Here is a 21,086-nt window from a genome sequence, read left to right as displayed (position 1 = left end):
AAGACGGCTTCTTTTTTTTTACACTTGGGGAAATGAGTGAGGAGATGTTTATACTTGTTTAATCAGCGGCAAATGCCGATTATTGATGCGATTAAAAAATATACAAAGCAATATCCTGTCCGATTCCATGTGCCGGGACATAAGGGAAGAACAAATAATCCGTTTTTTTCCGCCATCTTTCCCAATGATTTGACGGAGATACCAGGACTTGATGACTTGCATCAGGCGGAGGAAGCAATTCTTCTCGCGCAACAGCTTGCCGCGCAAGTGTTTCATGCCGAAGAGACATTTTTCCTAGTCGGCGGAAGCACGGTTGGGAATTTGGCTATGTTGTTAGCCACTACGCAAGCGGGTGATTCCGTAGTGGTTCAGCGGAATGCGCATAAATCGGTTATGAACGGCATCACATTGGCTCATGCGAAGCCGATTTATCTCTCGCCTGAATTTGATCAGCAAACAGGTCTTGCATTGACCGTTTCCATACAGAAATTTGAACGGATATTGCAGGAAAAAAAACCGAGAGCGGCTTTTCTAACTAATCCAAATTACTTTGGAATGACAGTTGACCTAGAACCTTACGCTAATTTATGTAAACAGTATCGAATCCCGTTGTTGGTGGACGAGGCTCATGGGGCTCATTTTGGACACCATGAATCGCTTCCGCCAACAGCTATGCAAGCGGGGGCATCCGCCTCTGTTCAATCGACTCACAAGATGCTCCCCTCTTTAACGATGTCTTCGATGTTACATATTCAGGGGGATTTGATTGATCGGGCTCGATTGCGTCGGTCTTTAGCGATGGTGCAATCAAGCAGCCCTTCCTATCCATTATTAGCATCTCTCGATTACGCCCGACATTATCTCCATCATCAAGGGGGGCAAGATCTAGCCCGTGTCATTCAATGGGTCCAACAATTTTATAGGAAAATAGAGGTTGAATCATTCCCGTGGCTGCAATTCGTCACAGCCAGTCCTTCCTACGACTTTTTAGATCCATTAAAAATTACACTGCGAACGAGGTCTGCTCATTTTCATGGTTTTGCTTTAAAGGAATACTTGGAACGGCATGGAATTTATGCGGAGCTGGCTGATGAACAATTTGTTTTGCTCGCTTTATCCCCTTTTACAGAGGAGCAGGATTTGCATCGGTTACTAGACGCGCTCCGGGGAATAGAAGTAGAGGGCATGGATGGCCTAGACAGTTCCTCTAACGAAGAGCGGTTTCCTTCGTATACGTTTGCTCAGGAGGTTGTTCTGTTACCATCTGAAACGCATCGATTTGATACAGAGCGGATTTCGATAACGGATGCGGTTGGACGTGTCAGCGCAGAGAGGGTTACGCCTTATCCACCAGGTGTCCCAGTCATTAATCCTGGAGAACGGTTGGATGCAATGACATTAACTTATATAGTGGAGCTGAAACGGATGGGTTGCCGCTTCCATGACCTATCCGATCTTTCATTAGAAACGATACTGGTCATAAAAGATTATTTATAAGGAGGGGAATCGGCGACATGAGCGAAGGGATTTTTATAACGGTAGAGGGCGGGGAAGGCGCTGGGAAAACAACGATTATTCATAAACTTGAGACATACCTCTTTTCGAAGGGGTGGACCGTGGTTAGCACACGAGAGCCAGGCGGGATTGAGATCGCGGAACAAATTCGTTCTATTATTTTAAATCCGGCCAATACAAAAATGGACGCGCGCGCGGAAGCGCTACTTTATGCGGCCGCAAGAAGACAACATCTCGTAGAGAAAGTGCGACCTGCTTTGGAACAGGGAAAAATCGTGTTATGTGATCGATTTATTGATAGCAGTCTCACCTACCAAGGAATCGCAAGAGGATTAGGGATAGATGAAATTTTTGAAATCAACCAATTTGCGATTGAAAATAACATGCCCGATCTAACTCTATATTTTGATATCGAGCCCGCAGTTGGCCTTGCTAGGATTCATGCCGATAAAACGAGAGAGGTCAACCGCTTAGATTTAGAACAGCTTGACTTTCACGAGCGCGTTCGCGCGGGATATGTTCAGTTAGCAGCGCGTTTTCCAGAACGTATCCGACTGATTCAGGCGCAACGACCCATTGAGCAAGTGTTTGCAGACGTATGCTCCATTGTTGATTCTTACCTAAACAGCGCGGATCATGGTTTGAGATAGGATCGTTGCGCAAATTGCTGTATAATGGAAAATAATGAGGTGGTAAATATGGAGTGGGACGGTTTTGTCGATCAGCCGAAGGTGGCAACCTTACTTAGAAATAGTATTCTTCACAAACGAGTTGCTCACGCTTATTTATTCGTAGGTAGCCAAGGTGTCGGGAAGATGAAGCTTGCCGCACAGTATGCGAAGGCGTTGCTTTGTCAGCAAGCTGAAGCGGGTAACCCCTGCCAACAGTGCCATCATTGTCAAAGGATTGACTCAGGAAATCATCCTGATCTCCATCTAATCCTGCTTGATGGAGCAAGTATTAAGATCGATCAAATACGTCAACTCCAAAAAGCGCTATCCTTTCGTGCTGCCGAGTCTTCGCGAAATGTGTATATTATTGAACATGCCGATAAAATGACGGTTCAAGCGGCAAACAGTTTATTGAAGTTTTTAGAGGAACCTGTTTACCAAATAACAGCCCTTTTATTAACTGAGCATATTCATCAGATTTTGCCGACTATTTTATCGCGCTGCCAGATTGTTTATTTTGATGAACTTCCTTTTGAAAAAAGGGTGGCTACTTTAGTGTCAGAAGGTTTCTTCGAGCCTATCGTTCGAAATGCCTGTAAAATAACGGCTGATTTAGCTGAAGCAAGGGAATTGTGCCAAACAGAGCAGTTTGCGCAGTACCGAAATTTAATGATACAATTATCAGAAGATATCCTTGAAAAAGGGTCTTATGTTTTAGTGACTTTACAGGAGAAAGCGCTTAAAACGGAACAAGGAAATCAAGGGTTACCGTTGATGCTGGATCTACTGTTGTATTGGTATCGAGATGTGTTATTTTTTCAAATAGATCGGAAAAGCGAGCTGGTAAATATTGACCAAATGGAGGCCATCCAGAGGCAAGCGCTGCGTTGCAGCAAATCGTGGATTTTAAAAGGAATAGAGGTAGTNTATTTTTTCAAATAGATTGGAAAAGCGAGCTGGTAAATATTGACCAAATGGAGGCCATCCAGAGGCAAGCGCTGCGTTGCAGCAAATCGTGGATTTTAAAAGGAATAGAGGTAGTTATGGAAGCCAAGGAACGGCTCGGGCGACATACGAATCCTCAATTATCCCTCGAAAGGATGGTTATCCAGTTACAGGAGGGATGAGCTTGGTAGAGGTTGTTGGAATCCGCTTTAAAAAAGCGGGGAAAATATATTACTTTGATCCCGGTGATTTGGAGATTAAAAATAGTTCATATGCCATTGTAGAAACAGCGCGTGGTGTAGAATATGGTCAAGTCGTCATCGGAAAAAAGACAGTGACTGAGACAGACGTTGTGTTTCCGTTGAAAAAGGTGATTCGATTAGCCACCGAAGAGGACTCTAAGCAAGTTGATATGAATAAAGAGATGGCGATCGAAGCGATGAAGCTATGCCAAGAAAAAATTAAACAGCACAAATTAGCGATGAAATTAATTGACGTTGAATATACTTTTGACCGTAATAAAGTCATTTTTTATTTTACAGCAGAAGGTCGCGTTGATTTTCGGGAGTTAGTCAAGGATCTCGCCTTTGTATTCCGAACTCGGATTGAACTTCGACAGATCGGGGTGCGGGATGAGGCGAAAATGTTAGGCGGGATCGGTCCTTGCGGGCGAATACTCTGTTGTTCAACCTTCCTTGGCGATTTTGAACCCGTTTCAATTAAGATGGCCAAAGATCAAAACCTGTCTTTAAACCCTGTGAAGATTTCAGGGTTGTGCGGTCGGTTAATGTGTTGTCTGAAATATGAGAACGATCATTACGAAAGCGCGAAAGAGGAACTGCCGGATATGGGTCAACGTGTGGTAACGCCGATGGGCGCCGGGCGAGTGGTTGGATTGAATATTTTAGAGCGGCTTGTCCAAGTGGATGTTACCGAAGTCGGGAGGATGATAGAATTTACGTTAGAAGAGATCACGGAGATGGAGAAGGTGAAATAAGCCTTCATGCGGGGTGAGGGTTATGGATAATCAGAAAATGTTTCAACAAGCTACTCATATTGAGGAACAACTTGTGGACCTTCTAAAGGAGATGAGCGGTTTACGAGAGCAAATCGTCGCATTGCTGGAGCAGAATAAGAGTCTTTCCATAGAAAATCAGCACCTTCGCTTACAGCTAGAACGGTTGAATTCGGTTCAAGAAGCGCAATTAGGTAAAGACAATCAGACCGATGATAAACAACGAGCAATTGTTGGGGAAGGTTACGATAATTTAGCTCGGCTGTACCAAGAAGGTTTTCATATTTGCAATTTACATTTTGGCAGTCTAAGAAAAGAAGGGGATTGTTTGTTTTGTCTCTCCTTTTTAAATAAATGAGGTAAACAGGGGGCCTGGGAGGCCTCCTGTTTTGTTTACCCTGCAGCGTTAAGATGGAAAGGAAGGGTAATGGATGGAAGTATCTTTGAATCCGACTGAGCGGGTGGACGATTTGCTAACCCACGATTTGAAAATAATACAAAGTCGGGAAGTATTCAGCTTTTCAATGGATGCTGTCTTGTTGGCGAATTTTGTGTCCGTACCGATTCAAAAAGGCAGGATAATGGATTTGTGCGCGGGGAATGGTGTGATCCCTTTATTGTTGTCGACCCGCTCTAAAGCAAAAATTGAAGGCTTGGAGATCCAGCAAAGGTTGTATGAAATGGCGGCGCGTAATGTGCGATTGAATCGACTTATCGAACAAATTGAAGTGTTTCATGGCGATTTAAAAGAAGCCCCGCAACGCTTTGGATTTGGCGCTTACGATGTCGTCACCTGCAATCCCCCTTACATGATTGGAAATACGGGAGAGATTAATAAGAATGAATATGTTGCCATCGCGCGACACGAGATTCACTGTAATTTGGAAGATGTAATCAGAGCGAGCGCGAGTCTCGTTCGTTCAGGCGGGAAAGTAGCCCTCGTGCATCGACCTTCGCGATTTATGGAATTGGTGACGTTGATGCGCAAATATCAAATCGAGCCAAAGCGAATCCGCTTTGTTCATCCGAAACTTGGTTCAGAGGCAAACATGATCTTAATTGAAGGGATACGTAATGGTAAACCTGATCTTAAGCTACTGTCGCCATTAATCGTTTATGAAGAAGATGGTCAATACAGCCAAGAGATCTTTAAAATATATTATGGAGAGGAGGCCAAAAAATAATGTTTATCCAGTCGAGTTTTAGCGCGTCAGTTGATTCAGGGGGGCAACTTTATTTAGTGTCAACGCCGATAGGTAATTTGGGGGATATTACAATACGAGCATTGGAAACATTACGATCGGTAGATATCATCGCTGCTGAAGACACGAGACAAACGAAGAAATTACTCAATCATTTTGAAATTGGAGCTCGCTTGGTTAGTCATCATGAGCATAATAAGCAAGCAAGCGGACAAGGTATTATTCAATCGTTGCAAGAAGGTAAAAAAGTAGCCTTAGTAAGTGACGCGGGAATGCCCGCTATTTCTGATCCGGGCTATGAATTGGTGCGTGATGCGACTGCGCTGGAAATTCCTGTGATTCCGATCCCGGGCGCGAATGCGGGGTTAAGCGCTTTGATCGCTTCTGGCTTGCCCACGAAACAGTTTATCTTTGTCGGTTTTTTTCCGCGGGGGAAAAAACAGTTGCGCGATGAATTAGAGCGCATTAAATTTTACCAAGAAACGATCATTTTTTATGAGTCCCCGCATCGGATTAAACGAACACTTTCCGAAGTTCAGGAGGTTCTTGGAAATCGATCGATATGTATAGCAAGAGAATTAACGAAAAAGTATGAGGAGTTTATTCGCGGCTCGATTAAAGAGGCAATTAAATATTTGAGTGAGCTAAAGCAAATAAAAGGGGAGTTTACCATTATCCTTGATGGAAATGCTTCTGATAAGCCGCTTATAACGGATGATTGGTGGGAAGAATTGGACCCGGTCGCTCACGTTAATCACTATATTGAAGCGGGAGAAAGCTCTAAAGAGGCGATTAAACGAGTCGCTGAAGATCGGCAGGCGCCGAAGCGAGAAATATATCAACTTTACCATCGAAGATTTTAAAAACGAAAAGTAAAAAAGGGGCCTCTAAGCGAGGACCCTTTAGATTTTGCTTATTGGAGCGGGGATTTCGGCTACACAGTTCCCGCAAATTATTTTACCTTTAAAATGGTTTACAGAATCAGCATTTCCGCAGAAGATACAAGCTGGTTCGTATTTTTTGAGAATAATTCGATCCCCATCTACATAGATTTCTAGCGCGTCTTTTTCCCCAATACCTAACGTTCTGCGCAATTCAATCGGGATTACTACACGTCCAAGCTCGTCCACTTTACGTACAATACCTGTGGATTTCAACATCTTCATTCTCCTCTCAAAATCGGATGATCTTATCTATTTGTAGAAATCATCATCTCGTCAAAATTCGACAAAAATATCTTATGTTTATAGTACCAGTATTTCCAGAACTAGTCAACCCATTTTTTCGGTATTTTGGAATGAACTTGAAATTAAATGTAAACATAGGAAAAGTTATTGACAAAATAAGTGAAATGTGTCGAATTATTGCGAAGTTATTCCAGTTAGTGTCACATATTGTCATGGGATATAATTTGATAGGATACTTATGGAGTTTGAAGTAAGGTTTTGTATATTTTGGGCTATCATGAGATAATAGGGAAAGTTTTGATTTCGTGTTTGGGAGGAAAAAACGTGTCGAGTAAACCAACATTTTACATTACAACACCGATTTATTATCCAAGTAACAAATTACATATAGGAAACGCTTATACGACAATTGCCGCGGACGCGATGGCTAGATATAAAAGGCTTCGCGGATATGATGTTTATTATTTAACGGGAACGGATGAGCATGGGCAAAAGCTTCAAAAGCGGGCAGAGGAGGATGGTTTAAAGCCACTTCAATTTATTGATCCTGTTGTCGAATGGATTAAAGATTTATGGGTTCGCCTTGATATTTCGTATGATGACTTCATCAGGACGACAGAGCCTCGTCATAAAGTTGTTGTGCAAAAAATATTTGAAAAGCTTGTTGATCAAGGCGATATTTATTTAGGTGAGTACGAAGGGTATTACTGTTTGCCTTGTGAAGCATTTTGGACAGAGCGGCAAGTGAAAAAGGAAGGGAAGTTAATTTGCCCTGATTGCGACAGGGAAGTTAGCCTTGTTCAAGAAAAAAGTTATTTTTTCCGTATGTCTAAGTACCAAGATCGATTGTTAAAATATATAGAAGAAAATCCGGACTTTATTCAACCCGCCTCAAGGCGCAATGAAATGGTCAACAATTTCTTAAAACCGGGCCTGGAAGATTTATGTGTTTCGAGAACTACCTTTGATTGGGGCATCCCTGTTACGAGCGATCCTGAGCACGTCATCTATGTGTGGATTGATGCTCTTGCAAACTACATAACGGCTCTCGGCTTTATGTCTGATGATGATCGTCTATATCAAAAGTATTGGCCTGCTAACGTTCAGTTAATCGGTAAAGACATCTTGCGATTCCATACGATCTACTGGCCAATTATTTTAATGGCGCTAGATGCCCCGTTACCAGAAAAAGTGTTTGGGCATGGCTGGTTATTAATGCCTGACGGAAAAATGTCGAAATCAAAAGGAAATGTAATTGATCCGAAATTTTTGATAGAGCGCTATGGTTCGGACTCTATTCGCTATTTCTTGCTTAGAGAAATAGCCTTTGGACATGATGGCACGTTTACGCCTGAAGCATTTATTCAACGATTGAATTATGATTTAGCAAACGATTTGGGTAACTTGGTTAGCCGAACAACGGCGATGATTGATCAATATTTTGACGGTGTGATCCCTGCTCCAACAGAGTCAGGCGAGTTTGATGAAGAACTGATTGAACTAGCTCGCCAAACGGTTGGTAAAGTGGAAGAGCATTTGGACAATATGAGGTTTAGTAATGCTTTAACACATATTTGGGAATTAGTTGGAAGAACGAACAAATATATTGATGAGACGACGCCATGGGGGTTGGCGAAAGAAGAAACGAAGCGAGGGCGATTAGCGACGGTTCTTTATAATCTTGCAGAAAGTATTCGCATCACTTCAATTCTAATCCAACCGTTTATGACGAAGACGCCTGCGAAAATTTGGACTCAACTCGGCTTGCAAGTGGGCAGTCCCGAGGTGGATTGGGATCAAGCGGGACAATGGGGCAAGCTCCCAGCTGGATCTAAGATTGATCGGTCGGGCGTACTGTTTCCGCGCTTGGAACTTGAAGCAGAAATGGCGGCGATTGATGAAAAGACAGCTGCAGCCCTTCAACAAGCTGAACAAAATCAGCAGAAACAGGAACAGGAACAACAATCCGCGCAACCAAGCGCGCCAGAAGCGGAAGAAATTACGATTGATGATTTTATGAAAGTGGAGCTGCGCGTCGCTGAAGTCATTTCCGCGGAACCTGTTCCTAAAGCGGATCGATTGCTTAAATTGCAACTCGATCTCGGTTATGAACAGCGCCAAGTAGTTTCAGGTATTGCTAAGTATTACAACCCAACAGAGTTAAAGGGCCAAAAAGTAATTTGCGTAACGAATTTAAAGCCAGTTAAATTACGCGGCGAAATGTCTTACGGAATGATCCTGGCTGCCTCGGAAGGGGATCAACTAAAATTGGCTTCTGTCCCAGAGGGAATGCCAAATGGAGCGAAGATCACATAAATAAAAAGCAGTCTTGCTTAGCTGAGCAAGACTATTGCTTTTTTTCCAACATATTTTGGGTATTAAGGAGATGTTTTAATGCTATTCGACACACATGCGCACTTAAATTCAGGTCAATTTAGCAAGGATCAAGTAGAGGTTATTCAAAGGGCCAAAGAAAATGGTGTAAGTCGTATTGTCAATATCGGTATTGACCGCGCAACGAACAAAACCTCGTTAGCGCTTGCGGAAGAATATGATTTTATTTATACCGCAGTAGGTTGGCATCCGCATAATGCTAAAGAGATGAGGGATGAGGACTTGGATTGGCTTAGAGAGTTAAGTCAACATCCCAAAGTCGTTGCGATTGGTGAGATTGGTCTCGACTATTATCGAGATCGATCGCCAAGAGATACGCAACAAGCAGCGTTTCGTAAACAGATTCAATTGGCAAAGGAGGTTGGGTTGCCAATTATTATTCATGATCGGGACGCGCATCAAGATGTACTAGACATCCTTCGCGAAGAAAATGCAGCTGAAGTGGGCGGGATTATGCATTGCTTTTCGGGAAGTCCAGAGATGGCGCAAGAATGCATAGACATGAACTTCTACATTTCTTTAGCGGGTCCTGTCTCATATAAAAATGCAAAGCGTCCGAAGGAAGTTGCGCAGCAGGTGCCTTTGGAGCGTTTGTTGATCGAGACGGATTGTCCCTATTTAACGCCTGAACCTTACCGTGGAGAACGTAATGAAAGCGGATATGTTCGGTATGTGGCGGAAACGATTGCGAAGCTACGAAATATGGAATATGAGCAACTGTGTAAAATTACCTATGAAAATGCGGAGCGCCTGTTTAAGCTATAGCAGGCTTGACTTTGCGGATTCGTGTAATTTTTCCCCTTCTCTGTTTAACGAACAGACTATTTGACAAAAAATTGAGCGTCTCATACAATGTTCACAGTTTAAAGAGGAGGAAAAATGGAAAATGAATCCAGAAAATGATGTCCAGAGTTCAAGGAATCGTCTTTTAGTTGGCGGAATCTTGATCGCTCTTTTAATTACAGGAGCTTTTATCTGGGTATATCAAGTAAGTCAACCCAAAAAGGTGGAATTCGTTCGTAACAGCGAAAGCTTAACAGTAAAAACAAAGGCAAAAACAGTTGCCCAGTTTTTACAAGAACAAAATGAGCAAGTCAGTTCTTTTGACGAAGTCTATCCTGAGTTAGACCAAAAGATTAAGAATGGACTGAAAGTCACATATACGCAAAAATGGCAAGTTGAGATTTTGGAAGCGGGGCAACAAAAGGTTGTCACAACGAACCGAAAAAAGGTACAAGCTATCTTGGCGGATGAACAAATTGTATTGGGGGAATTTGATCGTGTTCATCCGTCGTTATCTGATGAAGTGTCAGCTGATGGAACGATTTATATAACGCGAGTTGAGAAAAAGATAGAGGAAAAAGAGGAACAAATTCCGTTTAATGAAGTGAGTAGGAAGGATTTATTGTTAGCTGAAGGAGAGCGGAAAGTCATTCAAGAGGGTCAGCCTGGCAAAGCGTTGCAACAATACGAAGTTGTCTTTGAAAATGGTGTGGAAAAATCCCGACAGTTAGTTGGGACAAAAGTGATTGAGCCAACGCAGGATCGTGTTGTTGCCATTGGAGCGTTGGTTACCGTGTCACGGGGTGGGGCGAGTTTCACACCGAGGCGGGTAATTAATAATGTGACGCTTACGGCCTATGCAGCCGGGGCAGCCCATACTGGGAAAGATGCGAATCATCCGGCTTACGCGATTACCGCGTCAGGTAAACGAGCGCAAGAGGGTCGTACCGTTGCGGTCGATCCAAGTGTAATTCCGATGGGCACTTGGGTCTATATTGAGGGAATTGGTTATCGCAGGGCGGAAGATACAGGCGGGGCGGTCAAGGGAAATAAAATTGATGTTTATTTTGAAAATGACCAGCAAGCTAGGAATTTCGGTATGCGTAGAAGTAAGGCCGTGTATGTGATTGGTAAAAACAAACCACAATAAATGTAAACATAAGCTGTGTTTCTTTGAAACACAGCTTTTTACTGCATAGGAGTAAGATGAATGATGATTAAAGAAGTGATTGTTGTTGAAGGGAAGTCGGACACGCTTGCGATTCAGCGCGCTGTCCAAGCGGATACAATTGAAACCGGGGGTTCGGCTTTGTCGAATCAGGTAATTGAAAGAATCAAACGCGCGCAACAAATGCGTGGTGTGATTATTTTTACGGATCCTGACTACCCAGGCGAAAAAATTCGCAAACAAATCAGTCAAGCTGTGCCAGGTTGTAAACATGCCTTTATAACGGAGGACCAGGGGCGGGGAAAAAGAAATTTAGGTGTTGAAAACGCGTCGGATGATGTGATTAGAAAAGCGTTGCAAGATGTTCGAACGGAAGTTTTAGGAGGATTTAAAGAAGAGATTTCATTCCAAGAGTTGCAGAGCGCGGGACTTGTCGGCGGGCCTAATTCGGGACAGAATCGAAAGAAACTTGGGGAATTGTTAGGGGTTGGTTACGCAAATGCGAAACAGTTACACAAGCGATTAAATCAGCTGCAAATTTCGAAGCGAGAATTTGAAGCGGCGGTTGATACTTTGGGAGGAGATGAAGAATGAAAGATATTGCGACACCGTCCCGGACGAAGCAAATTCTTAAACAATATGGCTTTTCTTTCAAGAAAAGTTTGGGTCAAAACTTTTTGATCGATACGAACATTTTACATAATATCGTTAAGGCTGCCGAGTTAGATGATATGACCGCAGCGCTTGAAATCGGTCCAGGTATTGGAGCTCTAACAGAACAATTAGCGCGCGCCGCGGGGAAGGTGGTGGCGATTGAGCTGGACCAGAGGCTGCTTCCTATTTTACAAGATACGTTAGAACCGTACTCTAATGTGGATGTTGTCCACGGGGACGTGTTGGAAGTGGACCTAAGAGCCTTGTTTGCAGAGAAGTTTTTGGGTTATGAAAAAGTAAGCGTAGTCGCGAATTTACCTTATTATGTGACAAGTCCGATTTTGATGAGATTTTTGGAGGAAGAGCTGCCTGTTCAAAACATCGTGGTTATGATTCAAAAAGAGGTTGCTGAACGAATCTGCGCGAAACCAGGCGGCAAGGAGTATGGGGCGCTAAGTATCATCGCTCAATATTTTGCGGAACCTGAAATCGCGATGATTGTGCCGAGTAGTGTCTTTATCCCCCAGCCGAATGTCGATTCGGCCGTCTTGAAGCTAGCAGTCCGCAGCAAGCCACCGGTCGAAGTTGCCGATCGCCAATTTTTATTTAAAGTGATCAAATCGTGTTTTACACAACGCCGCAAAACGATTTACAACAACTTAGTGAGCTCTCTATTTGGGAAAGAACATCGTGAACTTTTGACAGAAATATTAGAGCAAGCGGAAATCGATCCAATCAGAAGGGGAGAGACATTAACGATCGCTGAATTCGCTAGGTTGACCTGCTTGATCGCTGAGGCTGGATACCAAGCAAATGAGGATTAGATAAGACATACACCCTTTTCTTTGCCTGACATACAGTAGCAAGGAGGAGGGTTTTTATGTCAATACGCGTGGGGGACACGGTGACAAGGAAGTCCTATGGCAATGATATCGTTTTTATGGTGTTGAGTATTAACAAAGAGAAAAAAACAGCTACACTGCAAGGTTTAGATGTCCGTTTGGTAGCAGATGCGCCGTTAGATGATGTCATAAAAATCAACTCCGAACGGTTGCGTTTGGAAAAGGAGAAGAGTGACAGTCGTAACCGAGAGTCGCTGCGCCTAATTCAACAGGAACGAAGATTAATGCGTGAAAAAAATCACTGGCTGCAAGCAGGCTATGTCAGTCGGGAAGAAGATGAGCAGTCACTTTCCTTTGAAATCCCTGGTTCGGTGCTGCATCTTGATGGGGACAGTAGATATTTAGAGCGCTGTCTATCTGTTTATCAGGAGCTGGGCGTTCCGGTCAAAGGAGTTCACATGGTTGAGAGTGAGATGCCGCGTCAAATCGGCAAGCTTCTTAAGCAGCATCAACCGAGCGCGTTGGTCATTACGGGGCATGATGCGTATCGAAAACAAGCAGGCGGGGAAGAGGATTCATTAGATTCGTACCGAAACTCACGACACTTTGTACAAGCGGTAATCGAGGCCCGAAATTATGAACCTGATAAAGATCGGCTTATTATTTTTGCCGGAGCCTGTCAGTCAAAGTTTGAAAGTTTACTAAAAGCCGGGGCTAATTTCGCGAGCTCACCCAAACGAATAAATATCCATACGTTAGATCCTGTTTATATTGTTGAGAAGGTAGCCTTTACTTCGATTCGAGAGACGATTAACGTTTTTGAATTGGCAAAAAACACAATAACAGGAATCGATGGGTTAGGTGGGATTGAAACCTTTGGAACGTTTCGCTTAGGATTGCCGATTACGGACCATATGCGGAAGCAAAATAGGTAAAATAAAGGAAAGTTTAAAAACCCACTCTTATGAATGGGTTTTTTTGTTGAAAGTTGTAATACAATTGTCATTGACAGATCGTTAAAGAAGTTGATATAATTAAAAATTTATTTGACATAATAAATGCGATGTGTTATAATCATACATAAGTGAGGTGGTCATATACATGGCAAACAATAATACTTTAATGGATATTAAGCGTGTCTTGGATTCCCATCTTGGTGAACGGATTGTGCTCAAGGCAAATCGAGGTCGACGTAAGACAGTAGAAAGGACAGGTATTCTTGAATCAACCTATCCCTCTATTTTTATTGTAAAATTGGACGAAGATCTTCATTCCTTTGAACGTGTTTCATACAGTTATGCAGATGTACTAACAGAAACAGTGATGCTAACTGTTTGTCCCGATGAAAGTGATGAATTTGAAATAACATTCGATCAGTAGAACCCAACGTTCTACTGATTTTTATTTTGCGCTATATATTGGATAATACATAAGAACATAACGATCATGCTGGTTACACATACTAACCAGCGTTGGGAGAAAACTGATGATAAAAAGGAGGCTACCCATGAGTCGCAGACGCGGGATCATGTCGGAGCAGTTTAAAATGGAGTTAGCCAAGGATCTAGGGTTTTACGACACCGTCAAAAGTGAAGGTTGGGGTGGAATCACGACTAGAGATGCGGGTAACCTGGTCAAACGCGCCATTGAAATTGCTGAACAAACGTTAGCCAATGAATCTCAATCAAAATAGTTATGCTCCCTACCTAAGAAACTGGAGGGTCCTATTGGGCTGCTTCAGTTTCTTTTTTTAGGGGATGTTGGCATCTTGGAAAAAGTAATGCTAATATAATGACATATATTTGTTTGATGAGCGGGTGAAAAACAATGAGGATATCGGTTAAAGCGCCAGCAAAGATAAATCTAACACTCGATGTTGTCGGAAAACGGGCCGACGGTTACCATGAAGTCGAGATGGTAATGACCACCATTGATTTAGCGGATCGGATTGATATCTATCCCCGTGAAGATGATCAGATTACGATTGATTGTTCAGCGTATTTTGTGCCGCTTGGAGAAAAAAACCTTGTCTACCAAGTAGCAAAGATCATCAAGGATAAATTAGGAATTAAACAGGGTGTCCACTTTTATATACATAAAAGGATTCCGATTGCGGCTGGATTGGCTGGGGGGAGCGCGGATGCGGCGGCCGCTATACGCGGTTTAAATAATTTATGGCAACTCGGTTTATCTGTGCAGGAAATGGCTGAAATCGGGTCTAAAGTTGGTTCCGACGTGGCTTTCTGCGTATATGGGGGTACCGCATTAGCGCAAGGAAGAGGTGAACAAATTACAACATTGCCTTCACCTCCGCCAGCTTGGGTTGTGTTGGCGAAACCTCCGATCGCTGTTTCTACTTCAGAAATATATGGAAAGACAAAAATGGGCGAGATTACAGCCTATCCGCGTAGGTCCGAACGAATGATCGATGCAATTAACAATCGTGATTATAACGAGGTATACAAGTCGTTGGGAAATCATTTGGAAACGGTCACGTTATCCTTGTACCCTGAAGTTAGAAAGATTAAGGAGCAAATGCTGAGATTCGGGGCTGATGCGTCTTTAATGTCAGGCAGCGGTCCAACGGTGTTTTGTCTGGTCGATAAGGAATCCCGGGTTGGACGGATATACAATGGATTGCGTGGCTTTTGCAGTGATGTTTACGCCGTTCGAATAATTGGTGAAAGGTCTTATGCTGGCTTGCCAAAAACCGTACAAAAATGATATATTTGATCTTAACATTCGGTTAATGGAGGCGGCTTACATGGGAAGGAAGTTAAGAAGGAGCTCTCGCCTGGTTGATATGACTCAGCATCTGCTAGAGCATCCTTATAAATTAATCCCGTTAACTTTATTTGCGGAGCAGTTTGGTTCGGCGAAATCCTCGATTAGCGAAGATCTCTCTATCATTAAGGAACTCTTCGAATATAAAGGAAGCGGCTTATTGAAAACGGTAGCTGGGGCAGCGGGCGGAGTAAAGTATATTCCTTTATTAAAACGAGAATTGGCCGAAACTGTGGTCCAGGAAATTTGTGTCGCTCTCGAGAAATCCGAACGATTGTTGCCGGGTGGCTACTTATATATGTCCGATATTCTTGGAAATCCTGAAACGCTTAATAAAATAGGAAAGATAATGGCGACTGTATTTGCTGAGCGAGAGATCGATGTGGTGATGACGGTGGAGACAAAAGGAATTCCGTTGGCTTATGCGACTGCGAATTATTTAAATACGCCCGTTGTTATCGTTCGACGTGACAGTAAAGTGACGGAGGGCTCTGTTGTTAGCATTAACTACGTATCGGGCTCTAGCAAGCGAATTCAGACGATGTCCCTAGCGAGAAGGGTGATGCCTGAGAAGTCAAAAGTGCTCATTATCGATGATTTCATGAAGGCTGGCGGGACAGCGCGCGGTATGATTGATTTGCTCAAAGAATTCAACGCTAAAGTAGTTGGGTTAGGTGTATTAGCGGAGGCTGCCGATGTAGAAGAAAGACTAATCGATGATTATGTTTCTTTAGCTAAGATCGCCCATCTCGATGCGAGGAATAGGGAAATAAAAGTAAATCCAGGTAATTTTTTATCTCAAATGTGTCATTAGGAAGGTGGTTAATTATATGGAAATTGTTCAGACTAATAAGGCGCCGCAAGCGATTGGTCCGTATTCACAAGCAATGAAAGCAGGCGGATTTGTGTTTGTGTCCGGAAATATCCCTTTAAAAGCGGATGGCTCGCTAGTGACGGGTTCAATTGAGGAGCAAACGCATCAAGTGTTCTCGAATATTAAGGCTGTCCTTGAAGAAGCTGGGAGCAGTTTGGATAAAGTAGTGAAAACAACGGTATTCTTGAAGGATATGGATCAATTTACAGCGGTAAATGAAGTGTATGGAAGTTATTTTTCCTCCCATAAGCCTGCGAGATCAACGGTTGAAGCGGCTAGATTGCCAAGAGACGTGGCAGTAGAGATTGATGTGATTTCCATTTTGTAGGCAGTGACGCGGTTTTTGTCAAAAAAGATCGAAAAATCGCTAAATGTTTCTAAGCCAGTTTTGAAGGACTTTTTGCCCCTTTTGACGAAATTTAAGGGTACAAGCATATATCTTCGAAATAGGGTGGTGTAACAGATGGAAGTGACAGATGTAAGACTCCGCCGCGTCAACACGGATGGACGTATGAAAGCCATTTGTTCAATAACAATTGATAACGAGTTTGTCGTTCATGATATTCGCGTTATTGATGGTAACAATGGAATGTTTGTAGCGATGCCAAGTAAGCGAACTCCAGATGGGGAATTTAGGGATATTGCGCATCCGATTTCTTCATCTACCCGTGAGAAGATCCAAGCCGCAGTTCTTGCTGAATATGATCGGGTTGGTCTCGAGGAGGAAGAAGAGCACCTTGTAGAAGGGGCCTAATGACCAAAAGAAAGAAGACCTCAGCTAAGAGGTCTTCTTTCTTTTGGGTTGTCCTTGCTTAGGCATTATGTTAGGATACCTTGAAATCATTTTACGATTAAGCTATATTCATAATGGGGTATCATCGGGCGTTCATAGTTGATACAATGTAAATCCGTACATATCGGGGGGAAACCATGGCTCAACAAAAATATGCGGTTGTTTTGGCGGCAGGCCAAGGCACTCGAATGAAATCAAAGTTGTATAAGGTGTTGCATCCTGTTTGTGGAAAGCCGATGGTTCAGCATATCGTAGATCGCCTAGGCGATATTTTAATAGATGAGGTTTTTGTGGTCATTGGACACGGCGCTGAACAGGTAAAGAGTCAGTTGGGCTCAACCGTTCAATACGTTCATCAGGAGCAACAACTAGGAACGGCTCATGCGGTCATGATGAGCAGTGACTATTTGGAAGGAAAGCAAGGAACAACATTGGTTGTTACAGGGGACACCCCTTTAATTACAGATGAAACACTACAACGACTAATGGAACGCCACAACCAGACAGGCGCTTCCGCTACAATTCTTACTTCTATATTAGAGGATGCGACAGGATACGGAAGAATTATTCGTAATGCGGATGGATCTGTGGCTAAAATTGTGGAACATAAAGATGCAACGGATGAAGAAAGAACGGCGCGTGAGATTAATACAGGAATTTTCTGTTTCGATAACGAGAAGTTATTTCAAGCGTTGAAAAAGGTAGACAATCAAAATGCGCAAGGGGAATACTACCTGACAGATGTCATTGAGATTTTGAAGGGCGAGGGAGCGACTATATCCGCCTATGTAACTGAAGATCCACAGGAAGGGATGGGTGTTAATGATCGCGTCCAGCTTTCGCAAGTGGAACAAATTATGAGAAAGAGAATTAATGAAGCTCATATGCGAAATGGCGTGACCATCATTGATCCGTTGTCGACTTATATTGAACCAGATGTCAAAATTGGGGCCGATACTGTGATCCAACCTGGTTGTTTCTTAAGAGGAAATACACAAGTTGGGGAAGACTGTTTGATTGGACCGAACGCGGATCTTGCCGACACAACCGTTGAAGATGGAATTACAATTCGATATACAGTTGTTTTAGAGAGTCTCATTCGAAAGGAAGCCGATGTTGGTCCCTTCGCTTATTTGCGTCCTGGATGCGATGTGGGGGAAGGTGTTCGAGTCGGTGATTTTGTAGAGCTGAAAAACACGCGTTTAGGCAACGGGTCAAAAGTTGCTCATCTTTCGTATTTAGGCGATGCGGAAATAGGTGACGACGTAAATATCGGCTGTGGCACGATTACAGTTAATTTTGACGGCAAGGAAAAGCATAAGACGATCATTGGGAATCGTTCTTTTGTTGGTTGCAACGCAAATTTAATCGCGCCAGTAACGATTGGTGATGAAGCTTACGTAGCAGCGGGTTCCACCGTTACGAAGGACGTCCCAAAACAGGCTTTAGCTATAGCAAGAGAGAGGCAAACAAACAAAGAAGGTTATGCAGAAAAATTTCTTCGCAAGGAAAAATAGGTTGGAGGTTTAAGATTATCATGGCCAATTATCGAGATCCAAAGCTGAAGGTATTCACTTGTAATGCAAACCCGCAATTAGCTAAGGAAATCGCCGATCACATCGGTTTGCCGTTAGGAAATGCTGAAGTCGTTCGCTTCAGTGACGGAGAAATCCAAGTTAAGTTGAATGAAAGTGTGCGCGGAGCTGATGTGTTTATCATTCAATCGACGAGCGCCCCTGTTAACCAAAATTTAATGGAATTGTTAATTATGGTTGACGCTTTAAAAAGAGCCTCGGCAAAAAGCATTAATGTTGTTATGCCGTATTACGGCTATGCAAGACAAGATCGAAAAGCGCGGGCGCGCGATCCAATTACAGCTAAATTGGTAGCAAATCTCTTGGAAACGGCTGGTGTCCATCGGGTCATTGCCATGGATTTACATGCGACCCAAATTCAAGGTTTCTTTGATATCCCGGTTGATCACCTACTTGGGATTCCGATCCTAAGCGCTTATTTCCAGGAAAAAGCATTGGAAGATGTCGTCGTTGTTTCTCCAGACCATGGCGGAGTGACAAGGGCGAGAAAGTTGGCCGAACGTCTCGAATCCCCTCTTGCGATTATCGATAAGCGTAGACCAGAACCCAATGTTGCCGAAGTAATGAATATTATAGGTAATATTGAAGGGAAAACAGCCATTCTGATCGATGATATGATCGATACGGCGGGAACGATCTCATTAGCGGCGAACGCATTGATTGAGAGTGGAGCAAAGAAAGTATATGCTTGCTGCACGCATCCAGTGCTGTCAGGTCCTGCCATTGATCGAATTTCTAATTCCAGCATTGAAGAATTGGTCGTCACCAACACGATTGCTTTATCAGGAGATCGTTTAATTCCAAAGATCAAGGTATTATCTGTAGCGCCTATTATTGGTGAGGCGATCGTTCGTATTCATGAAGAATTATCTGTAAGTAAGTTGTTCGATTAAAAGTAAACTTTTGGGTTTGAGCCCTCAATAAAGAGGGAAAATATAGAGATGAACATGTATGAGAAAGGTGGATATTTATATGGCAGCTTTATTAGAAGCGCAAAGAAGACAATCAAAATCGAGGTCAGGTTTGAATGAATTAAGGAAAAGTGGACGAGTCCCAGGTGTATTATACGGGATGAATAAGGATAACGAAGTGATCCATTTAAATGAATCGCAATTAAATCAAACATTGCGTTCGGAAGGAAGAAACGCAATCCTAGATCTAGCGATTGAAGCGGGGCCGAAAGAAAAGGTTGTCATCGCTGAAATTCAAACGCATCCAATCAGAAATGAAATTTTACATCTTGATCTTAGAAGACTTGATATGACGGAAGAGATGGTTGCCGCTGTATCAGTGATTCTCACGGGTGAAGCTGAAGGAGCAAAAGCTGGCGGTGTGTTACAACATCTATTGTGGGAAGTTGAGGTCCGCTGTTTGCCTGCTGATCTTCCAGATTCGATAACGGTCGATATTTCCAACTTACAAATTGGGGATACGATTACTGTTCAAGATTTAGAAGTGCCCGCTGGGGTTGAAATTCAACAAGAAGCGGAAGAAGGGGTTGTATCTGTCACAGCTCCTCGTCAAGAGTCTGTCGATGAAGAAGATGCGTCAGAATCGGCCGAAGCAGCAGATGCGTCAGATGCCGATAATAAAGAAGAGTAGTAGCTTGAATAGAGTAATTAACTAGGAGAAACTGTGTGACAAGTATACCTTTCACACAGTTTTCTTTATTTTTATTATGTGAGACGTAATGGGGGGTAACATTTTTGAAACTCATTGTCGGCTTAGGAAACCCTGGAAAGCAATATGAGGGCACAAGGCACAATGTTGGATTTATGGTTATAGATGAATTGGCTGAAAAACTAAATATTGAGTTGAATCAACTCAAGTTTAAAGGCCTCTATGGAGAAGGAAGGTTCGGCTCTGAGAAAGTCGCTTTGCTTAAACCACTTACATATATGAATCTTTCAGGGGAATCGTTGAACCAAGTTATGCAGTTTTTTAAATTAGAACTAGCGGACATATTGGTTATTTATGACGATTTAGATACGGAGGTAGGTCAGATTCGCCTGAGGTTAAAAGGAAGCGCGGGGGGTCACAATGGCATAAAGTCTATTATTCAACATGTTGGAAGCGAACAGTTTTGTCGCGTTCGTGTTGGAATTAGTCGGCCGCCGCAAGGGAGAAAGATCGTTGACTATGTGCTCGGTCCATTTCTAGCTGAGGAACGACCAGATGTTGCAACGGCTGTAGAGAAGTCAGCTGCTGCGGCTGAGGCTTGGTTAGAAGAACCTTTTGAACAGGTTATGAATAAGTTTAATTGAATGGAGCCGTAGGCGATTGCTTTTCTTAATAATAGGTTCAAATCGGTATCGTCCTGGGGATGGATCTTAGTCCGGTATGATTTGCCAGTGTAGGGGGAATACTGTCTTATAGTAATAAACCCCCTATAGGAGGCATAATCATGTCTATTAAGTATGTATGTCCGTATTGTAAATCGATTCATGGGCATATTGAAGCAAGTCAGGTTTCGGAAATGCAATTAGGTTGGCATTTCTTGACCCCCGAAGAGCGAAAACATATAATAAGCTATGAAGCGGGAGGCGATTTGGTAGCTCATGTCACATGTGATTACTGCAGTGAGGCAGTACAGCGCCACCCAGAATTAACTAACCCTCTGCAATAGCGCTTTAGGGGGTTATTTTTCTGCAGGCAATTCATTCA

Annotated in this window: 26 protein-coding genes; 25 read left to right on the top strand and 1 reads right to left on the bottom strand. The window is 43.0% G+C overall.

What is annotated here, in order from left to right; genetic code table 11:
- Nucleotides 1-54: 54 nt before the first annotated feature.
- The 8 genes from BEP19_RS12765 to rsmI all read left to right on the top strand — a co-directional run bounded on the left by BEP19_RS12765 (nucleotide 55) and on the right by rsmI (nucleotide 6,211).
- Nucleotides 55-1,497 carry an aminotransferase class I/II-fold pyridoxal phosphate-dependent enzyme gene (locus BEP19_RS12765; RefSeq protein ID WP_120190304.1) on the top strand — a complete coding sequence of 481 codons (1,443 nt, stop codon included), beginning with the start codon at nucleotides 55-57 and terminating at the stop codon, nucleotides 1,495-1,497.
- A gap of 17 nt (nucleotides 1,498-1,514) precedes the next feature.
- The gene (gene tmk, locus BEP19_RS12760; RefSeq protein WP_120190303.1) at nucleotides 1,515-2,165 is read left to right on the top strand and encodes a dTMP kinase; all 651 of its coding nucleotides are present in this window, start codon (nucleotides 1,515-1,517) and stop codon (nucleotides 2,163-2,165) included.
- 24 nt (nucleotides 2,166-2,189) lie between these two features.
- On the top strand, nucleotides 2,190-3,128 hold the full coding sequence (gene holB / locus BEP19_RS12755; protein ID WP_120190302.1) for a DNA polymerase III subunit delta': 939 nt from the start codon (nucleotides 2,190-2,192) through the stop codon (nucleotides 3,126-3,128).
- 32 nt (nucleotides 3,129-3,160) lie between these two features.
- Nucleotides 3,161-3,313 (top strand): hypothetical protein, encoded by a 153-nt coding sequence (locus tag BEP19_RS18325; RefSeq protein WP_483963713.1) that lies wholly within the window; start codon nucleotides 3,161-3,163, stop codon nucleotides 3,311-3,313.
- Between the two features lie 2 nt (nucleotides 3,314-3,315).
- Nucleotides 3,316-4,128 carry a PSP1 domain-containing protein gene (locus BEP19_RS12745; protein ID WP_120190300.1) on the top strand — a complete coding sequence of 271 codons (813 nt, stop codon included), beginning with the start codon at nucleotides 3,316-3,318 and terminating at the stop codon, nucleotides 4,126-4,128.
- Between the two features lie 22 nt (nucleotides 4,129-4,150).
- A complete protein-coding gene (yabA, locus tag BEP19_RS12740; protein WP_120190299.1) occupies nucleotides 4,151-4,504 on the top strand; it encodes a DNA replication initiation control protein YabA in 354 nt (117 codons plus the stop codon).
- Between the two features lie 73 nt (nucleotides 4,505-4,577).
- Nucleotides 4,578-5,330 (top strand): tRNA1(Val) (adenine(37)-N6)-methyltransferase, encoded by a 753-nt coding sequence (locus tag BEP19_RS12735; RefSeq protein ID WP_120190298.1) that lies wholly within the window; start codon nucleotides 4,578-4,580, stop codon nucleotides 5,328-5,330.
- Nucleotides 5,330-6,211, top strand: coding sequence for a 16S rRNA (cytidine(1402)-2'-O)-methyltransferase (gene rsmI, locus BEP19_RS12730; RefSeq protein ID WP_120190297.1), 882 nt, complete (start codon nucleotides 5,330-5,332; stop codon nucleotides 6,209-6,211). The genes BEP19_RS12735 and rsmI overlap by 1 nt, the downstream gene beginning before the upstream one ends.
- Before the next feature lie 39 nt (nucleotides 6,212-6,250).
- Here the strand turns inward: rsmI and BEP19_RS12725 are convergent, their stop codons facing one another.
- A complete protein-coding gene (locus BEP19_RS12725) occupies nucleotides 6,251-6,508 on the bottom strand; it encodes an AbrB/MazE/SpoVT family DNA-binding domain-containing protein (protein WP_120190296.1) in 258 nt (85 codons plus the stop codon).
- A 351-nt stretch (nucleotides 6,509-6,859) separates the two neighbouring features.
- Here BEP19_RS12725 and metG point away from each other — a divergent pair, with 351 nt between their 5' ends.
- The 17 genes from metG (at nucleotide 6,860) to BEP19_RS12640 (ending at nucleotide 21,048) form a co-directional block, all read left to right on the top strand.
- A complete protein-coding gene (gene metG / locus BEP19_RS12720) occupies nucleotides 6,860-8,851 on the top strand; it encodes a methionine--tRNA ligase (protein ID WP_120190295.1) in 1,992 nt (663 codons plus the stop codon).
- 78 nt (nucleotides 8,852-8,929) lie between these two features.
- Complete coding sequence (locus BEP19_RS12715; protein ID WP_120190294.1) at nucleotides 8,930-9,694, top strand: TatD family hydrolase; 765 nt, start codon at nucleotides 8,930-8,932, stop codon at nucleotides 9,692-9,694.
- A gap of 121 nt (nucleotides 9,695-9,815) precedes the next feature.
- On the top strand, nucleotides 9,816-10,862 hold the full coding sequence (locus BEP19_RS12710) for a resuscitation-promoting factor (RefSeq protein ID WP_120190293.1): 1,047 nt from the start codon (nucleotides 9,816-9,818) through the stop codon (nucleotides 10,860-10,862).
- Between the two features lie 60 nt (nucleotides 10,863-10,922).
- Nucleotides 10,923-11,474 (top strand): ribonuclease M5, encoded by a 552-nt coding sequence (gene rnmV, locus BEP19_RS12705; RefSeq protein WP_120190292.1) that lies wholly within the window; start codon nucleotides 10,923-10,925, stop codon nucleotides 11,472-11,474.
- Complete coding sequence (gene rsmA / locus BEP19_RS12700; protein ID WP_120190291.1) at nucleotides 11,471-12,358, top strand: 16S rRNA (adenine(1518)-N(6)/adenine(1519)-N(6))-dimethyltransferase RsmA; 888 nt, start codon at nucleotides 11,471-11,473, stop codon at nucleotides 12,356-12,358. The genes rnmV and rsmA overlap by 4 nt, the downstream gene beginning before the upstream one ends.
- 56 nt (nucleotides 12,359-12,414) lie before the next feature.
- Nucleotides 12,415-13,311, top strand: coding sequence for a sporulation peptidase YabG (gene yabG / locus BEP19_RS12695; RefSeq protein WP_120190290.1), 897 nt, complete (start codon nucleotides 12,415-12,417; stop codon nucleotides 13,309-13,311).
- Between the two features lie 166 nt (nucleotides 13,312-13,477).
- On the top strand, nucleotides 13,478-13,756 hold the full coding sequence (locus tag BEP19_RS12690) for a Veg family protein (RefSeq protein WP_120190289.1): 279 nt from the start codon (nucleotides 13,478-13,480) through the stop codon (nucleotides 13,754-13,756).
- 127 nt (nucleotides 13,757-13,883) lie between these two features.
- Nucleotides 13,884-14,069 (top strand): small, acid-soluble spore protein, alpha/beta type, encoded by a 186-nt coding sequence (locus BEP19_RS12685; RefSeq protein ID WP_120190288.1) that lies wholly within the window; start codon nucleotides 13,884-13,886, stop codon nucleotides 14,067-14,069.
- Between the two features lie 134 nt (nucleotides 14,070-14,203).
- Nucleotides 14,204-15,100 (top strand): 4-(cytidine 5'-diphospho)-2-C-methyl-D-erythritol kinase, encoded by an 897-nt coding sequence (ispE, locus tag BEP19_RS12680; RefSeq protein WP_120190287.1) that lies wholly within the window; start codon nucleotides 14,204-14,206, stop codon nucleotides 15,098-15,100.
- Between the two features lie 40 nt (nucleotides 15,101-15,140).
- Nucleotides 15,141-15,974: a pur operon repressor gene (purR, locus tag BEP19_RS12675; RefSeq protein ID WP_120190286.1), complete on the top strand. Its 834-nt coding sequence runs from the start codon at nucleotides 15,141-15,143 to the stop codon at nucleotides 15,972-15,974.
- A 16-nt stretch (nucleotides 15,975-15,990) separates the two neighbouring features.
- Nucleotides 15,991-16,362 (top strand): RidA family protein, encoded by a 372-nt coding sequence (locus BEP19_RS12670; protein ID WP_120190285.1) that lies wholly within the window; start codon nucleotides 15,991-15,993, stop codon nucleotides 16,360-16,362.
- Between the two features lie 135 nt (nucleotides 16,363-16,497).
- The gene (gene spoVG / locus BEP19_RS12665) at nucleotides 16,498-16,788 is read left to right on the top strand and encodes a septation regulator SpoVG (protein ID WP_120190284.1); all 291 of its coding nucleotides are present in this window, start codon (nucleotides 16,498-16,500) and stop codon (nucleotides 16,786-16,788) included.
- A 176-nt stretch (nucleotides 16,789-16,964) separates the two neighbouring features.
- Nucleotides 16,965-18,344 carry a bifunctional UDP-N-acetylglucosamine diphosphorylase/glucosamine-1-phosphate N-acetyltransferase GlmU gene (gene glmU, locus BEP19_RS12660; RefSeq protein ID WP_120190283.1) on the top strand — a complete coding sequence of 460 codons (1,380 nt, stop codon included), beginning with the start codon at nucleotides 16,965-16,967 and terminating at the stop codon, nucleotides 18,342-18,344.
- Nucleotides 18,345-18,364: 20 nt separating this feature from the next.
- Nucleotides 18,365-19,315 (top strand): ribose-phosphate diphosphokinase, encoded by a 951-nt coding sequence (locus BEP19_RS12655; RefSeq protein WP_120190282.1) that lies wholly within the window; start codon nucleotides 18,365-18,367, stop codon nucleotides 19,313-19,315.
- Between the two features lie 79 nt (nucleotides 19,316-19,394).
- Complete coding sequence (locus BEP19_RS12650; protein WP_170145367.1) at nucleotides 19,395-20,024, top strand: 50S ribosomal protein L25/general stress protein Ctc; 630 nt, start codon at nucleotides 19,395-19,397, stop codon at nucleotides 20,022-20,024.
- 104 nt (nucleotides 20,025-20,128) lie between these two features.
- Complete coding sequence (gene pth / locus BEP19_RS12645) at nucleotides 20,129-20,686, top strand: aminoacyl-tRNA hydrolase (protein WP_120190280.1); 558 nt, start codon at nucleotides 20,129-20,131, stop codon at nucleotides 20,684-20,686.
- Nucleotides 20,687-20,826: 140 nt separating this feature from the next.
- Nucleotides 20,827-21,048: an anti-sigma-F factor Fin gene (locus BEP19_RS12640; RefSeq protein WP_120190279.1), complete on the top strand. Its 222-nt coding sequence runs from the start codon at nucleotides 20,827-20,829 to the stop codon at nucleotides 21,046-21,048.
- The last annotated feature ends 38 nt before the right edge of the window (nucleotides 21,049-21,086 follow it).

The sequence above is a fragment of the Ammoniphilus oxalaticus genome (genome assembly GCF_003609605.1).
Classification (GTDB): Bacteria; Bacillota; Bacilli; order Aneurinibacillales; family RAOX-1; genus Ammoniphilus; species Ammoniphilus oxalaticus.
Note: the sequence above shows the minus strand (reverse complement) of the source record. Positions and strands in the feature narration are given on the sequence as shown.

What these genes read in the sequence shown, in the direction of transcription:
- rsmA (WP_120190291.1), top strand. Translation starts at nt 11,471, where the DNA reads ATGAAAGATATTGCGACACCGTCCCGGACGAAGCAAATTCTTAAACAA.
- rnmV (WP_120190292.1), top strand. Translation starts at nt 10,923, where the DNA reads ATGATGATTAAAGAAGTGATTGTTGTTGAAGGGAAGTCGGACACGCTT.
- purR (WP_120190286.1), top strand. Translation starts at nt 15,141, where the DNA reads ATGGGAAGGAAGTTAAGAAGGAGCTCTCGCCTGGTTGATATGACTCAG.
- BEP19_RS12725 (WP_120190296.1), bottom strand. Translation starts at nt 6,508, where the DNA reads ATGTTGAAATCCACAGGTATTGTACGTAAAGTGGACGAGCTTGGACGT.
- spoVG (WP_120190284.1), top strand. Translation starts at nt 16,498, where the DNA reads ATGGAAGTGACAGATGTAAGACTCCGCCGCGTCAACACGGATGGACGT.
- BEP19_RS12735 (WP_120190298.1), top strand. Translation starts at nt 4,578, where the DNA reads ATGGAAGTATCTTTGAATCCGACTGAGCGGGTGGACGATTTGCTAACC.
- yabA (WP_120190299.1), top strand. Translation starts at nt 4,151, where the DNA reads ATGGATAATCAGAAAATGTTTCAACAAGCTACTCATATTGAGGAACAA.
- BEP19_RS12685 (WP_120190288.1), top strand. Translation starts at nt 13,884, where the DNA reads ATGAGTCGCAGACGCGGGATCATGTCGGAGCAGTTTAAAATGGAGTTA.
- BEP19_RS12640 (WP_120190279.1), top strand. Translation starts at nt 20,827, where the DNA reads ATGTCTATTAAGTATGTATGTCCGTATTGTAAATCGATTCATGGGCAT.
- BEP19_RS12650 (WP_170145367.1), top strand. Translation starts at nt 19,395, where the DNA reads ATGGCAGCTTTATTAGAAGCGCAAAGAAGACAATCAAAATCGAGGTCA.
- BEP19_RS12715 (WP_120190294.1), top strand. Translation starts at nt 8,930, where the DNA reads ATGCTATTCGACACACATGCGCACTTAAATTCAGGTCAATTTAGCAAG.
- tmk (WP_120190303.1), top strand. Translation starts at nt 1,515, where the DNA reads ATGAGCGAAGGGATTTTTATAACGGTAGAGGGCGGGGAAGGCGCTGGG.
- glmU (WP_120190283.1), top strand. Translation starts at nt 16,965, where the DNA reads ATGGCTCAACAAAAATATGCGGTTGTTTTGGCGGCAGGCCAAGGCACT.
- BEP19_RS12670 (WP_120190285.1), top strand. Translation starts at nt 15,991, where the DNA reads ATGGAAATTGTTCAGACTAATAAGGCGCCGCAAGCGATTGGTCCGTAT.
- yabG (WP_120190290.1), top strand. Translation starts at nt 12,415, where the DNA reads ATGTCAATACGCGTGGGGGACACGGTGACAAGGAAGTCCTATGGCAAT.
- rsmI (WP_120190297.1), top strand. Translation starts at nt 5,330, where the DNA reads ATGTTTATCCAGTCGAGTTTTAGCGCGTCAGTTGATTCAGGGGGGCAA.
- ispE (WP_120190287.1), top strand. Translation starts at nt 14,204, where the DNA reads ATGAGGATATCGGTTAAAGCGCCAGCAAAGATAAATCTAACACTCGAT.
- BEP19_RS12690 (WP_120190289.1), top strand. Translation starts at nt 13,478, where the DNA reads ATGGCAAACAATAATACTTTAATGGATATTAAGCGTGTCTTGGATTCC.
- BEP19_RS12655 (WP_120190282.1), top strand. Translation starts at nt 18,365, where the DNA reads ATGGCCAATTATCGAGATCCAAAGCTGAAGGTATTCACTTGTAATGCA.
- BEP19_RS18325 (WP_483963713.1), top strand. Translation starts at nt 3,161, where the DNA reads ATGGAGGCCATCCAGAGGCAAGCGCTGCGTTGCAGCAAATCGTGGATT.
- BEP19_RS12710 (WP_120190293.1), top strand. Translation starts at nt 9,816, where the DNA reads ATGAATCCAGAAAATGATGTCCAGAGTTCAAGGAATCGTCTTTTAGTT.